We start from the raw sequence: 13,470 nt of genomic DNA, 5'->3' as shown, positions 1-13,470 counted from the left end.
CGGCATCGCGGCCGTGATCAAGGCGATCGCGCTGCTGACCGGCGCGCGCGCCGACCTCGTCCGCGCGCGCGAAGGAGCCGGGACCTACGGGCCGGGGCCCGCGGAGGTCGACGAGACCGAGCAGCCGGTGCCCCCGCTTCCCGATCTCCCGGTGGGCGGCGGCGGTCCGGGCCAGGGTCTTTCGTCCTAGGGCAGCTCCGGGAGGTCCTCCGGGAACAGCAGCGTCAGGTCGTCCGTGCTCGGGTCGTCGAGGTGGGCGACCCGGCTCGCGTGCCGCTCCACCATCGCCTCGAACGTCTGCCGCGCGGTACGGCCGTTGCCGAACGCCGGCCCCTTGGGCAGCACCGTGAAGTACTTCAGCAGCGCCTCCGAGGCTCCCGGCGCAAGCCGGTACTCGTGCTCGTCGGCCTGCTGCCCCACGATCCGCAGCAGTTCCTCGGGGTCGTAGTCGCTGAAGGTGATGGTCCGGGAGAAGCGGGACGCCACACCGGGGTTGACCGAGAGGAAACGCTCCATCTCCGCCGTGTAGCCCGCGACGATCACCACCACCGCGTCGCGGTGGTCCTCCATCAGCTTCACGAGCGTGTCTATGGCCTCCTTGCCGAAGTCACGCCCGGCGTCCTCCGGGGAGAGCGCGTACGCCTCGTCGATGAACAGCACGCCGCCGCGCGCCCGTTCGAAGGCCTCCTGGGTGCGGATCGCGGTGGAGCCGATGTGTTCGCCGACCAGGTCCACCCGGGACACCTCGACGAGATGGCCCCTCTCCAGCACGCCGAGCGAGGCGAGGATCTCGCCGTAGAGCCGGGCGACCGTCGTCTTGCCGGTACCGGGGGACCCCGTGAAGACCAGATGGCGTTTGACCGAGGCCGCCTTCAGCCCCGCCTTCTGCCGACGCCGGCCCACCTCGATCATGTCGGTGAGCGCGCGGACCTCGCGCTTCACGCTGTCCAGGCCGACCAGCGCGTCGAGTTCACCGAGCACGTCCTGCGAGGTCCGCGCCGGCTTCTCCGGCTCGGCGGGGGCGACGAGCGGCTCCTGCTCGGTGCTGCGCTGGCCGGGGATCGAGCCCAGCAGGCCCATGGAGGCGGTCGCCGGCTGCTGCACGGCCGTCTCCCGCGACGCGGCCGCCCGGACGCCGCCGCTCTCGTCGCTGGTGCACTCCTCCACGACCGGCCCCGTGGCCGACCCCGACTCCGGACCGCCGTCCGCGAACTCGTAACCCCCGCGCGCGCACCGCTCCGTACGGCACTTCCGCAGCGTCGTACGGCAGCCGTCGATGACATGGAAGCCGTACCCGCCGCTGCCCGTGACCCGGCAGTCCTGGAAGCTGCCGCGGCCGCCGGCCGAGACGTAGAAACCCGCCTCCGAGGGGGACTCCACCGTGCAGCGCTCGATGGTCGGGTCCGCGCCCTTGGTGACGATCACGCCGGTCTGGGTGCCGTCGAGGGTGCAGTTGTTGAGCGTGCCGCCGCTGCCGTGATCGCGGAACCACGCACCGGTGGCCGCCTCCCGGATCCGGCAGTCGTCCAACTGCGCCGTCGCACCGTCGCTCACCGACACGGCCGTGTTGCGCACCTGGGACAGATCGCTGTCCACCACGTCCGCGCGCGAGCCCCGGTCCAGGACGAACAGCGCGTCCGGTACGTCGTGCACACGGCAGGAGTCGAGGACCGCCGTGGCGCCGTCGCTCACCCACACCGCCGGATAGTCCCCGGTGCTGTCGAAGATCTCGCACTGGTTGGCGTCGACCCGCGTCCCCGGATCCCACACCGACAGGCCGTTGCGCCCGAACTGACGCACCGTCGTCCGCGTCAGCGTGAGCACCGAGCGGGAGCGCAGGTCGACCGCGTTCTCCGGGATGTCGTGGATACGGCAGTCGGCGAGCGTGAGGACGGCGTCGGTGTCCAGCGTGACGCCGTCGGCGCTCGTGCGGTGCACCTCGCAGTCGGTGAGGTGGGCCGTTCCGTGCGCGGTGACCTGGATGCCCGAGCCGCGCACCTCGTAGATCTCGCAACCCACGGCTTCCAGCGCCGAGTTCTCGCCGGTCACCATCAGGCCGGGGCCCGAGGCGTGGTGCACCCGGCAGCGCTCCAGCCGAGGGCGCGCGCCGTCCCGTACCGCCACGCCCGACTGCCCGGCGGCCAGCACCTCGCACTCCTCGAACACACCGCCGCCGCCGTCGACCACGGCGATGCCGTTGCCCGCCGGGTTGTCGACGGTGCAGCGCCGCACGGTCGGGCGCGCACCCCCGCGCACCTCGATGCCCGCGGCGGACCGGCTGACGATACGCACGTCCAACAGCTCCGGCGTGCCCTCCTCGACCAGCAGCGCGGGCGCGGCGGAGTCCTGTCCCTCGATGTGCAGGTCCTGCACGACGGCGGAGGCGCGCACCGTCAGCGGCACCCCGTCGGCGGGCGCGATCCGCACCGAGCCGGGCGAGCCCTCGGGCCCGCGCAGCGTCACCGCGCGCTGGACGACGAGGTTCTCCCGGTAGGTGCCGGGTGCGATGGTGAGGACGTCGCCGTCGGCCGCGACCTCGAGGGCGGCCGCGAGCGAAGCGTACTCACCCGTGCGGCGGCGCCACCGCGATGTACCGGTGTGCGTCACCTGGACCGTGCCCTGTGCCATGGCGTTGCTGTGCCCCCACCTCGTGGTACTGATGGCTCGTTCGCCTACGGGGCAGTACTGAGCCCCGGCGACTTACTCGCGCGCGGGTCGAATGCCGAATGCTTCGGCCGGTCCACCGTAGCGTGCGCACAGGCGGTGGGTTGACCAGAGGCGGAAGGCGGTCAGCTGCCCGTGCCTGCCTTGCCCCAGTCCGGACCCGTCCGGTCCCAGGCCTGGTCCCAACGCGTGTACCGGCGGCGGACCATGTGCCACACGACCGTCCGTCGGCCGCCCTCGACGAGGACCGCGGCCAGTGTCGCCGCGCCGAACCCGGCGAGCACGGCGTGCGTCGTCGCCGCGGCGGGCTCCAGCGGGCGGCCCACTATTCGGCCGTGCGCGTTCGTCCAGAACCTGAAGTGGTCGCCCCGGTGCGGGGACTTGAGGCTCGTCATGGCTCGGCCGCGCCGATGGGCACCGTCCGGCGCGGTCCAGACGGCGAGGACACGGCTGCGGGCGTCGCGTGCGGTCGCGATCTCGGAGTCGGGCTCCAGCGCGGCGCCGGACAGCTTGCGCACCACGGTGGCCGTCACCAGGTGCCGGGCGTGCAACTGGTGCCGTGCGGACCGCTGGAGGGAGTCCTGCGCCATCGAACCGACGAGCACACCGATCACCGGCGCGGTCGCCACGATCAGCATGAGGGCCGCGAGAGCCACCCATGCCTCGACCAGATCGGTCGTGCGGCACAGCGGATTGTGCCGCCAGCGCCAGAGGCCGCTGATTGCCCGCACCGTGCCACCACCCCCTTCCCGCTCCGTGATAACCCCCGGCGAGGCGGTTCACGCGCGGACCCGGGTGAAGAGAGAGCGAAATCACCTCTGAACTCCACCCACGGTCGTGCGTGAACTTCTCACGACATCTCAACGACCGGACCCCGCCGAGGGGTTCCCCGTTCGCCGTGATCGACTAGGCGAGGATCCGCACCGGGTCGCCCACCCGGATCGTGCCGGCCGACCGGGGCACCAGATACCGGCCGAACATCAGACCGCGGTCGATGCGGCGGTGCCGCGCCAGGGTGAGCAGGGGCTCGCGGCCGCGCTCCGCCGACTCCTGGTCGGTCGTGGTCACGAGGCACCGCCCGCAGCTCTTCGCGACCCGGAACTCGACCTCGCCGATCGCGATGCGCGACCAGCCGTCCTCCGCCCAGGCCTCCGTCCCGGCCACGACCGCGTTCGGCCGGAAGCGGTTCATGGGCAGCGGGCCCTCGCAGGCGTGGTCACCCCCGGCTATCAACGCGTTGAGCGCGTCGAGCGAGGAGAGTGTGGTGAGGAGCAACGGGAAGGCGTCCGCGAGGTTCACCGTCTCGCCCGGCCGCGCGTACTCCGGGTCGAGCGGGCGGCGCGTGGCCGGATCGTCCAGATGGACGAGGCGTACCTCGGCCCCCAGGTAGTCACCGCACCAGGCGTGTGCGGCCTCCCCGGCCAGGACGGCCTCCACCTTCGTACCGAAGAGGTTCACCGGCACCGTGCCCGACGGTCCGGGGACGGGCACCGTCAGCGCCTCGCGTCCCGGCGCGGACAGGCGAATGCCGCCGCCGGGTACGGGCTCGGCGGCGGACAGTGCCAGCCGCGGCTGTTCGCGCTGTGTGACGACCTTTCCCCCGTTGTCGATCAGCGCCCAGCGCCGGTCACCGGCTAGCCCCCAGGGCTCCACCGCGGCCGTCCGGGGCGAGCAGCCCCGGAACGCCTTGACCGGATGGAGGTGGATCGACGAAAGCTCGGCATTCCCCATGACGCCATCGTGCCAGGCGGCACCGACAGCCGGGGGCGCGAATCAGTAGCCGCGGTACTGCTGCTGCTGATTGTTGTACGGGTCCTGGTACGGCGTCGGGGCCGGACGGGGAGCCGCCGGCCGCATCGCCTCGTAGCCGGTGCCCGGCGCCATCGGCCGCTGCGGGTACTGCGGCTGCTGGGCCTGCTGACCGGGGTAGCCGCGTGGCGCGGTGGCCTGCTGCGGGATGTAGGCCGTGGGCGCCTGCTGCATCGGGGCCGGCTGCTGCTGCGGGTAGCCGTAGGCGGGGGCGGGCGCGGCCTGGTGGGACGGGCCCGCCGGGAGCGCGGGCAGGGCCGACGGCAGCGCGGGGAGGTTGCTGACCGGAGGGGCTGGAGGCATGTCGTACGCGGCGGGGACCCGGATCGGGGCGATCTGCGGGGTGCCTCGCTCGGCGACGAGCGAGTCGTAGATCGGGGTGTCCGGGAAGGAGGCGGAGTAGTAGCCGCCGCCATAAGTGGAGCGGGGGGAGGTCATGGCACATAAGTTAAGCCCACGATGTGCTGGTTGGGGAGACCGATAAGAGGGTTGATTTCCGTGTCGGCGGTGACGCGGGATCCCCAATCCGAGCGAACTTGGCAAAATAGGACGGCGATCCGCGCACGGATCTAGTAAAGGGCGGGTTTTCGGCAGGTTACCGGGGGTTGACAGGCGCACCTGCCGTGTCAAGCAGGGGAGTTCGACGGTCGCTTCAATGATCCCTGCACCGACCCGGTAATGGGTCGGACGGGTAGAGGAGGCCGCGGGCGGCAAGAGATCGAAAGGGACGGCCGGGTGGGGCCGGCGTGGTGGCACGTGAGCGCGATGGGGGCCGACATGGCAATGCCGAAAGGATCGAATGCGCCGGTGCCGACGACGGTCCTGCGCGTCGAAATCGGGTGGCGCTCAGGACCGGGCGTCCCGGACGCCGACGCCTCCGCCCTGCTGCTCACGGGCGGACGGGTCCGCTCCGACGGCGACTTCGTCTTCTACAACCAGCCGCTCCACTCCTCCGGCGCGGTCCGCCACGAGGGGAAACGGGAAGCCGGGGGCCGGGTGACCGACAGCCTCCTGGTGGACCTCGCGCGCGTGGAGGGGTCCGTCGAGCGGGTGGTCCTCGCCGCCTCCGCGGACGGCGGGACGTTCGGGCAGGTCCCCGGCCTGTACATCGAGGTCCGCGACCTCGCCCGTGACGAGGTCGTCGCCCGCTTCGACAGCCCGGGCGCCACCGACGAAACCGCCTTCCTGCTCGGTGAGTTCTACCGCCGCCAGGGCGCCTGGAAGTTCCGTGCCGTGGGCCAGGGCTACAGCACCGGACTCGAGGGCCTCGCCACGGACTTCGGGATCACCGTCGACGAACCGCAACGCCCCGCGCCCCTGGCCGCCGAGCCTGTCCGCCTCGGCAAGGTCACGCTCACCAAAACCGCCCCCACCGTCTCGCTGGCCAAGCAGGGCGGCAGCTCCGGCGCCCTGCGAGTCAACCTCAACTGGCAGACGCGCAAGCACTTCTCGGCGCGACCCGGCGCACGGCACCCGGATCTCGACCTCGACCTGTGCGCCCTCTACGAGCTCGCCGACGGCCGCAAAGGCGTCGTCCAGGCCCTGGGCGACGCGTTCGGCTCGCTGCACCGCCCGCCGTACATCCACCTCGACGGCGACGACCGCACCGGCGCCGCCACGAGCGGTGAGAACCTCACCGTCAACCTCGACCACACCCAGGACTTCCGGCGCATCCTCGTCTTCGTCACCCTCTACGAGGGCGCCCACTCCTTCGCCGGCCTGAACGCCACGGTCGCCCTCCAGCCCCAGCACGGCGCCCCGATCGACTTCTCGCTCGACGAGTGCACGGTCCCCTCGACGGTGTGCGCGCTCGCCCTGCTCACCAACACCGGCGGCGACCTCGTCGTCCGCCGCGAGGCCCGCTACCTGGTCCCGGACCGCCGGGTCAGCCCGCAGCGGACGGTCGACCGCGCCTACGGGTGGGGCATGAACTGGACGCCCGGCCGCAAGTGAACGGCCGTGGTCAGCCCTCGTCGGGCACGGCCTCCGGGCGGGCGTACGTACGCCCCTTCCACGCCGCCCCGCGCCCCCGGTAGTGCTGCACCGCCGAATCGACCGTCATGAGGAGGTACAGGAACGCGGTGAACGGCAGCAGGGGAGCGAGCCACAGCGGCTGGCGGTAGTAGCGGAGCATCGGCACGTACGTCGCCGCCATGACGAGCCACGCCGCCGCGCCGGCCACCGTGCACGCCGTACGTCCCGTGACGCCGCCCGCCACCACGGCCGCGGGCGGCACCAGGTAGACGAGGGCGAGACCGGCGACCGTACCGAGCAGCAGCAGCGGGTTGTGCCGCAACTGGGCGTAGGCGCTGCGCGAGACCATCCGCCACAGATCGTGCAGCCGGGGATAGGGGCGGACGCTGTCCACGCCCGCGGCGAGCCCCAGCCAGACGCGGCCTCCGCCGCCCTTCACGGCGCGCGCGAGCGCCACGTCGTCGATGACGGCGTGCCGGATGGAGTCCGGGATCCGCGCCCGCTGCGCCGCCGTCGCGCGAAGCAGGACGCAGCCGCCCGCCGCGGCCGCCGTCCGCGTCCCCTTCCGGCCGATCCGGCGGAACGGATACAGCTGGGCGAAGAAGTAGACGAAGGCCGGCACCACCAGCCGCTCCCACAGGCTCTCCACCCGCAGCCGGGCCATCTGCGACACGACGTCGAACTCGCCTGTGTGCGCCGCCGCCACCAGCTGGCGCAGGCTGCCCTGCGCATGGGCGATGTCCGCGTCCGTCAGGAGCAGGAACTCGGGCTCCCGCGCGCGGGCCAGCGCGATGCCATGACGCACCGCCCAGAGCTTGCCCGTCCAGCCCGCGGGCGGCTCGCCGGGGGAGTCCACGGTGAGCGGCAGCCCGCCGTGGCGGCGGGACAGTTCGCGGGCCAGCTCCCCGGTGCCGTCCGAACTGCCGTCGTCGACCAGGAAGACCTCCGCCCGGCCCGGGTAGTCCTGCGCGAGCAGCGACGGCAGGCTCGCCGGGAGCACCTCGGCCTCGTCGCGGGCCGGGACGACGACGCCCACGGACGGCCAGACCTCCGGGTCGCGCCGGGGCGGCAGCCGGACGTCCGTCCGCCAGAAGAAGCCCTGGCAGAGGAGCAGCCACAGCCAGGCGGCGAGGGATACGACGGCGATCCACACGATGGCGCTCACCCGCGAAGTGTGCCCCACTCGAACGGCCCGACACGGGGCATCGACTATCGTGACCGGGTGAAGATCGCGCTCATGGACTCCGGAATCGGCCTGCTCCCCGCCGCCGCAGCGGCCCGTCGTATGCGGCCCGACGCGGATCTGATCCTCTCCTGGGACCCCGACGGGATGCCGTGGGGACCGCGCACCCCGGAGGACATCACCGAGCGCGCCCTGGCCGTCGCCGAGGCCGCCGCGGCATACCGCCCCGACGTACTGATCGTCGCCTGCAACACCGCCTCCGTGCACTCCCTGCCCCAGCTGCGGGCCCGCTTCGAGCCCGGCCTGCCGATCATCGGCACCGTCCCGGCGATCAAGCCGGCCGCGGCGGGCGGCGGCCCGGTCGCGATCTGGGCGACCCCCGCCACCACCGGCAGCCCCTACCAGCGCGGACTCATCGAGGAGTTCGCCGCGGGCGTCGAGGTCGCCGAGGTGCCCTGCCCCGGACTCGCCGACGCCGTGCACCATGCCGACGAAGCGGCGATCGAGGCCGCCGTCTGTGCCGCCGCCGCACGCACACCCGAGGACATCACCACCCTCGTCCTCGGCTGCACCAACTACGAACTGGTCGGCGAGCGCATCCGCACGGCGGTGCGGCAGCCCGGTGGCGAGCCCCTGCGGCTGCACGGCACCGCCGGCGCGGTCGTCTCCCAGGCGCTGCGCCGGATCGGCGCGCAGCCCACCCCCGACGCGCCGGCCGAGGGCTCGCTCACGGTGCTGCTCAGCGGGCGCGCGTCGGTGCTGCCCCCGACCGCGCTGAGCTACGCCGAAGGCCGCTTCCTCCAGACCGTCGGCGCTACGCGCTGACCCGCGGCCGAGGCGGTCGATCCGGACCAGGCGCGGCCATGGTCACCCTCCGCGACGCCATGTCGGCGCAGCGGAACTTTGAGTAGTCTCATAGGCATGAGGGAGCACCCCGACGTCCCCACCGAGGGCACCCCACATGCCGAGGTCTGGACCGGACGTGCGACGAACCGGGTCCAGTGGCTGCTGGCGCTGGCCGGCGCGGCCTGTCTGGCACTCGGCATCCAGATCGCCGTGGAGGCCGCCTGGACGTCCGGCATCGTCCCGCTGCTCATGGCTGTCGTCGGCTGCATCGCGGGCGGCCTGCTGGTCCTGTTCGGCACCCTGGCGTTCGTCCACGTCGACCTGCGGCTCGACCAGGAATGCGTCGAGGTGCGCTGCGGCCACATCGGTGTGCCGCGCAGACGTATCCCGCTCACCCATGTGGCCGGCGCCGACTTCGTTCCGCACGTCACCCCGCGTCAGTGGGGCGGCTGGGGCTACCGCTGGCGCCCCGAGAAGGGCACCGCGGTCGTCGTACGGCGTGGCGAGGGCGTCGTGCTGCGCCTGTGGGACGGCCACACGTTCACGATCACCGTGGACGACGCGGAGTCGGCGGTACGGATGATCAGGCACCGGCTGCGGACGGACGTACCGGGGCCGACACACTGACGGTGTCCCCGACGCCCTGCCGGTGGATCCTGATCTACCTCGTGCCCGACGCCTCCGGCGTGTCGCCGGTCAATGGGCGCGCCGTCGCCAGCCCGGCCAGCACGCCCGCGCCCACCGACACCGTGGTGAAGCTCAGTGCGTTGCCGACGGCGGCGATCGCCACCAGCGCGGTCAGCGCCGCTCCCGCGGTGAGCGCGATCGGCGTCGGGCGGCGCGTGCGCCACAGGGCGTGCAGGACCCAGCAGTACGCCGCCGCCAGGAGCGCGAGGCCGACGAGGCCCTGCTCGGCCGCCTGCTGGAGCGCCGCGGAGTGCGGCTTGCCGTCGGGCGGCAGCGCCTGCGGTACCAGGGTGCTCAGCTCGCCGAAGCGGCCGGGGCCCGTCCCCAGGGCAGGGTCCTGACCCACGAGACGATGGGCGTCGTGCCACAGCTGGACTCGGCGCGAAGACAGCCGGTCCTCCAGCGGGGCGGCGAGGGCGTCCGGCAGCACATGTGCGGCGACGGCCCAGGTCGTCCCGGTCACCAGGGCCGCCGTGGCGGCGAGTCCCATGACGCCTCGGCCGCGGTGGCGGATGCGGCCGGCCGCGAGCGAGCAGAGCAGGACGGCGGCACCCAGGGCGCATCCCGCGGGCGAGCCGACGGCGGCCGCGGTCACCACGATGGCGGCGGCGAGCACCGCGGAGGGCGAGGCGCAGGGCCGGAACGGAGGTGGCCCAGGCGGCGCAGCAGGCGGCTCCCGTGGCGAGCGTCAGCAGCGCGGCCGTCGCACCGGCGTGCCCGAGCGGGGTGCTGAACTGCGGCCCCGGGGTGAGGTGCGGCATGGCCACAGCCAGGCCGAGCCCGGCGAACGCCCCGGTACAGGGCGCGGCGACCGGCAGCAGGGCGCCGAAGATCCGCCCCGAGGAGTAGCCGGCGGCCACCGCGAGGACTGCGAGCAGGACGCCTTCGGGGCGCCCGTCGCGCGCGGCGGCCGTGATCAGGGCCCAGGTGGCGCAGGCCCCCAGGACGGCCACACCCACCGCGTCCGAAACGTTTCGTCTGTCATCGTCCGCGTCCGCACCGGACGCGGACGATGAATGCACCGAGCTCACCACATCGCCCCCCTACCAGGTCCCCCGACCTGTGGCAGACCCGCGCGCGGGCCGTGAACCGGCCATGCGCCGCAGGCTCCGGCACACCGTAACGGGTGACCGTCGATTTGTGGACGAGTCGCGCACGAACCGACCTCTTCCCGGACCGTCGCGAGGACATGGAGCCGCTGATCAGACCGTGCTGTCGGCCCCTGAGCCACCCGCCGTAGACTCCCCGGGTGACCGTCACCGCAACTTCCGTGGACCAGCCGGACCAGCTCGAAACGCCGCGCGCGACCACCGCGCGCGGGTGGCTCGTGCGCCTGGTCCCGGCCGCTGTCGCCGCGCTCTGCGGAGTGCTGCTCTACGTCAGCTTCCCGCCCCGCCCTCTGTGGTGGCTGGCCCTGCCCGCCTTCGCCGGTCTGGCCTGGGTGCTGTGCGGTCGCGGACTCAAGGCGGCCCTGGGCCTCGGCTACCTCTTCGGCCTCGGCTTCCTGCTGCCGCTGCTGGTTTGGACCGGCGTCGAGGTCGGCCCCGGACCCTGGCTCGCGCTGGTCGCCATCGAGGCGGTCTTCATCGCCCTCGTCGGCATGGGAGTCGCGGCGGTGTCCAAGCTGCCGGCCTGGCCGCTGTGGGCGGCCGCGCTGTGGACGGCCGGCGAGGCGGTCCGCGCGCGCGTGCCGTTCCACGGCTTCCCCTGGGGCAAGATCGCGTTCGGTCAGGCGGACGGCGTCTTCCTGCCGCTCGCCGCGCTCGGCGGCACGCCGGTGCTCGGCTTCGCGGTGGTCCTGTGCGGATTCGGTCTGTACGAGGCCGCGCGCCTGGTCGTCGAGGGGCGCCGCACTCGCGCCGTGCGCAAGGGCGCCGCGGCCGCGGCCCTGCTGAGCGTGGCCGTCCCGGTGGTGGCAGCGGTGGCCGTCCGTCCGCTGGTCAGCGACAAGGCCGAGGACGGCACCGCCACCGTCGCGGTCATCCAGGGCAACGTGCCGCGCGCGGGGCTCGAGTTCAACGCCCAGCGGCGTGCCGTGCTCGACCACCACGCGCGCGAGACGGGGAAGCTGGCCGCCGACGTCAGGGCCGGCAAGCTCCCGAAGCCCGACTTCGTCCTGTGGCCGGAGAACTCCTCCGACATCGACCCCTACGCCAACGCGGACGCCGCCCTCGTCATCGGCGACGCGGCCAGGACCGTCGGCGTGCCCGTCTCGGTCGGCGGTGTGGTCGCGCGGGACGGCAAGCTGCTGAACGAGCAGATCCTGTGGGACCCGGACAAGGGGCCCACACAGACGTACGACAAGCGGCAGATCCAGCCCTTCGGCGAGTACCTTCCGCTGCGGCCGGTCATCGGGGCGATCAACAAGGACTGGACCGGCATGGTCCGCCAGGACTTCAGCCGGGGCACCGAGCCGGGCGTCTTCGACATCCGTGGCACCAAGGTCGGGCTCGCGACCTGCTACGAGGCCGCCTTCGACTGGGCCGTGCGCGACACCGTCACCGACGGCGCGCAGATGATCTCCGTGCCGAGCAACAACGCGACCTTCGACCGCAGCGAGATGACCTACCAGCAGCTCGCGATGTCCCGCATCCGCGCCGTCGAGCACAGTCGCACCGTCACCGTCCCGGTGACCAGCGGTGTCAGCGCGATCATCCTTCCCGACGGCCGGATCACCCAGAAGACCGGCATGTTCGTCCCCGCCCATCTGGTCCAGAAGGTCCCGCTGCGCTCGTCGCTGACCCCAGCCACCCGGCTCGGCATCCTGCCCGAGATGGCCCTGGTGCTGGTCGCCGCGGGCGGGCTCGGCTGGGCGATCGGCGCCGGGATGCGCGGCCGACGCGCTGGGGACGCGTAGCCGTACGACCGCCGTACGCCCCCTGCGCCCGAGCGGCGGCGTCCGGTCGACCCACTAAGGTCGGGGCCCATGGCTACTCCTGAATTCATCAAGACGCTCCGCGCCTCGGCGGGCCACCAGTTGCTCTGGCTCCCCGGGGTCACCGTGATCGTCTTCGACGACGAGGGCAGGGTGCTGCTGAACCGGCGCACCGACACCGGCAAGTGGGCGGTGCTCGGCGGCATCCCGGAGCCGGGCGAGCAGCCCGCGGCCTGCGCCGTACGGGAGGTCTTCGAGGAGACGGCGGTCCACTGCGTCACCGAGCGGGTCGTGCTGGTGCAGGCCCTGGAGCCGGTCACGTACGGCAACGGCGACGTCTGCCAGTACATGGACATCACCTTCCGCTGCCGGGCCGTGGGCGGCGAGGCGAAGGTCAACGACGACGAGTCGCTGGACGTGGGCTGGTTCCCGGTGGACGCGCTGCCCGACCTGGACGAGTTCGGGACCTTCCGGATCAAGCAGGCCATGTCCGAGTCACCCACATGGTTCGAACCTATGAGGCTTGGCTGAAGTATGGGTCGTCAGCACATGTGGTGACGGCACGGGGTCTGCCTAGGGTTCCGCCCATGACCACGTCCAGCTCGGCCGGCCCGGTGCCCGGCGCACAGCCCCTCGCCTCCCCTCCGCACGCCCTCGCGCTCGACCTCGGCGGTCGTACCGCCCTCGTCACCGGGGCCGCCAGTGGCATAGGCCGGGCCTGTGCGCTGCGGCTCGCGGCGGCGGGGGGCGCGGTGAGAGCCGTCGACCGGGACGCGGAGGGGCTCCGGACGCTGGCCGAGCAGGCGCGCGACCTCGCGGGCACGGTCGAACCGATGGTCCTGGACCTCACCGACCTGGACGCCGCCGAACGCGCGGCCGCGGGCACCGACATCCTGGTCAACAACGCCGGACTCCAACTGGTACGTCCCATCGCGGAGTTCCCGCCCGACGTCTTCCACACCGTCCTGACCGTGATGCTGGAAGCGCCCTTCCGGCTCATCCGCGGAGCCCTGCCCCACATGTACGCGCAAGGCTGGGGCCGCATCGTCAATGTGTCCTCCGTCCATGGTCTGCGCGCCTCTGCCTTCAAGTCCGCCTATGTGGCCGCCAAACACGGCTTGGAGGGACTGTCCAAGACCGCCGCCCTTGAGGGCGCACCCCATGGCGTCACCTCGAACTGTGTGAACCCGGGCTATGTGCGCACCCCACTGGTCGAGAAGCAGATCGCCGACCAGGCACAGGCCCACGGCATCCCGGCGGAGCGTGTGCTGTCCGAGGTGCTGCTGAAGGACAGCGCCGTGAAGCGGCTCATCGAGCCCGAGGAGGTCGCGGAGAACGTGGCCTATCTGTGCAGCCCGCAGGCGTCCTTCATCACCGGGACCTCCGTCGTGCTGGACGGGGGCTGGACGGCTCACTGACCGCGCCGGGCCCG

Annotated in this window: 11 protein-coding genes and 1 pseudogene; 6 read left to right on the top strand and 6 right to left on the bottom strand. The window is 72.8% G+C overall.

The genetic code is table 11. The annotated features are described in order from the left end of the window. Positions 1 to 186 precede the first annotated feature (186 nt). The 4 genes from QFZ74_RS02130 to QFZ74_RS02115 all read right to left on the bottom strand — a co-directional run bounded on the left by QFZ74_RS02130 (position 187) and on the right by QFZ74_RS02115 (position 4,911). On the bottom strand, positions 187 to 2,628 hold the full coding sequence (locus QFZ74_RS02130; RefSeq protein WP_307619064.1) for a right-handed parallel beta-helix repeat-containing protein: 2,442 nt from the start codon (positions 2,626 to 2,628) through the stop codon (positions 187 to 189). Positions 2,629 to 2,789: 161 nt separating this feature from the next. After that, positions 2,790 to 3,395 (bottom strand): hypothetical protein, encoded by a 606-nt coding sequence (locus QFZ74_RS02125; protein ID WP_307619063.1) that lies wholly within the window; start codon positions 3,393 to 3,395, stop codon positions 2,790 to 2,792. A 175-nt stretch (positions 3,396 to 3,570) separates the two neighbouring features. Beyond that, the gene (locus QFZ74_RS02120) at positions 3,571 to 4,395 is read right to left on the bottom strand and encodes an MOSC domain-containing protein (protein WP_307619062.1); all 825 of its coding nucleotides are present in this window, start codon (positions 4,393 to 4,395) and stop codon (positions 3,571 to 3,573) included. Between the two features lie 42 nt (positions 4,396 to 4,437). Beyond that, positions 4,438 to 4,911: a DUF6643 family protein gene (locus QFZ74_RS02115; RefSeq protein ID WP_307619061.1), complete on the bottom strand. Its 474-nt coding sequence runs from the start codon at positions 4,909 to 4,911 to the stop codon at positions 4,438 to 4,440. A gap of 327 nt (positions 4,912 to 5,238) precedes the next feature. On the opposite strand from QFZ74_RS02115, the gene QFZ74_RS02110 reads away from it, so the two are divergent. Then, positions 5,239 to 6,426, top strand: a complete 1,188-nt coding sequence (locus tag QFZ74_RS02110) for a TerD family protein (protein WP_307624021.1) — start codon at positions 5,239 to 5,241, stop codon at positions 6,424 to 6,426. Between the two features lie 10 nt (positions 6,427 to 6,436). Here QFZ74_RS02110 and QFZ74_RS02105 read toward each other — a convergent pair whose 3' ends face one another. After that, entirely contained in the window at positions 6,437 to 7,612 is a 1,176-nt protein-coding gene (locus tag QFZ74_RS02105; RefSeq protein ID WP_307619060.1) for a glycosyltransferase, read from the bottom strand. Between the two features lie 57 nt (positions 7,613 to 7,669). Here QFZ74_RS02105 and QFZ74_RS02100 point away from each other — a divergent pair, with 57 nt between their 5' ends. Beyond that, the gene (locus tag QFZ74_RS02100) at positions 7,670 to 8,455 is read left to right on the top strand and encodes a glutamate racemase (RefSeq protein WP_307619059.1); all 786 of its coding nucleotides are present in this window, start codon (positions 7,670 to 7,672) and stop codon (positions 8,453 to 8,455) included. Positions 8,456 to 8,551: 96 nt separating this feature from the next. Further along, positions 8,552 to 9,103 carry a hypothetical protein gene (locus QFZ74_RS02095; protein ID WP_307619058.1) on the top strand — a complete coding sequence of 184 codons (552 nt, stop codon included), beginning with the start codon at positions 8,552 to 8,554 and terminating at the stop codon, positions 9,101 to 9,103. A gap of 34 nt (positions 9,104 to 9,137) precedes the next feature. Here QFZ74_RS02095 and QFZ74_RS02090 read toward each other — a convergent pair. Further along, positions 9,138 to 10,122, bottom strand: a pseudogene (locus QFZ74_RS02090) (hypothetical protein). Positions 10,123 to 10,412: 290 nt separating this feature from the next. Between QFZ74_RS02090 and lnt the strand changes: the two are divergent. The 3 genes from lnt (at position 10,413) to QFZ74_RS02075 (ending at position 13,456) form a co-directional block, all read left to right on the top strand. Further along, positions 10,413 to 12,020: an apolipoprotein N-acyltransferase gene (lnt, locus tag QFZ74_RS02085; protein ID WP_307619057.1), complete on the top strand. Its 1,608-nt coding sequence runs from the start codon at positions 10,413 to 10,415 to the stop codon at positions 12,018 to 12,020. Between the two features lie 69 nt (positions 12,021 to 12,089). Next, a complete protein-coding gene (locus QFZ74_RS02080; RefSeq protein WP_307619056.1) occupies positions 12,090 to 12,569 on the top strand; it encodes an NUDIX domain-containing protein in 480 nt (159 codons plus the stop codon). Between the two features lie 56 nt (positions 12,570 to 12,625). Continuing rightward, a complete protein-coding gene (locus QFZ74_RS02075) occupies positions 12,626 to 13,456 on the top strand; it encodes a 3-hydroxybutyrate dehydrogenase (RefSeq protein ID WP_307619055.1) in 831 nt (276 codons plus the stop codon). Positions 13,457 to 13,470: the final 14 nt, after the last annotated feature.

This window comes from Streptomyces sp. V3I7, from assembly GCF_030817495.1.
Lineage (GTDB): Bacteria > Actinomycetota > Actinomycetes > Streptomycetales > Streptomycetaceae > Streptomyces.
This window is presented reverse-complemented; position numbering and strand designations above follow the sequence as displayed.

Bases quoted from the DNA above. Each gene is read 5' to 3' on its own strand.
- QFZ74_RS02130 (WP_307619064.1), bottom strand. From the start codon at position 2,628: ATGGCACAGGGCACGGTCCAGGTGACGCACACCGGTACATCGCGGTGG.
- QFZ74_RS02120 (WP_307619062.1), bottom strand. From the start codon at position 4,395: ATGGGGAATGCCGAGCTTTCGTCGATCCACCTCCATCCGGTCAAGGCG.
- QFZ74_RS02115 (WP_307619061.1), bottom strand. From the start codon at position 4,911: ATGACCTCCCCCCGCTCCACTTATGGCGGCGGCTACTACTCCGCCTCC.
- QFZ74_RS02110 (WP_307624021.1), top strand. From the start codon at position 5,239: ATGGGGGCCGACATGGCAATGCCGAAAGGATCGAATGCGCCGGTGCCG.
- QFZ74_RS02095 (WP_307619058.1), top strand. From the start codon at position 8,552: ATGAGGGAGCACCCCGACGTCCCCACCGAGGGCACCCCACATGCCGAG.
- QFZ74_RS02080 (WP_307619056.1), top strand. From the start codon at position 12,090: ATGGCTACTCCTGAATTCATCAAGACGCTCCGCGCCTCGGCGGGCCAC.
- QFZ74_RS02075 (WP_307619055.1), top strand. From the start codon at position 12,626: ATGACCACGTCCAGCTCGGCCGGCCCGGTGCCCGGCGCACAGCCCCTC.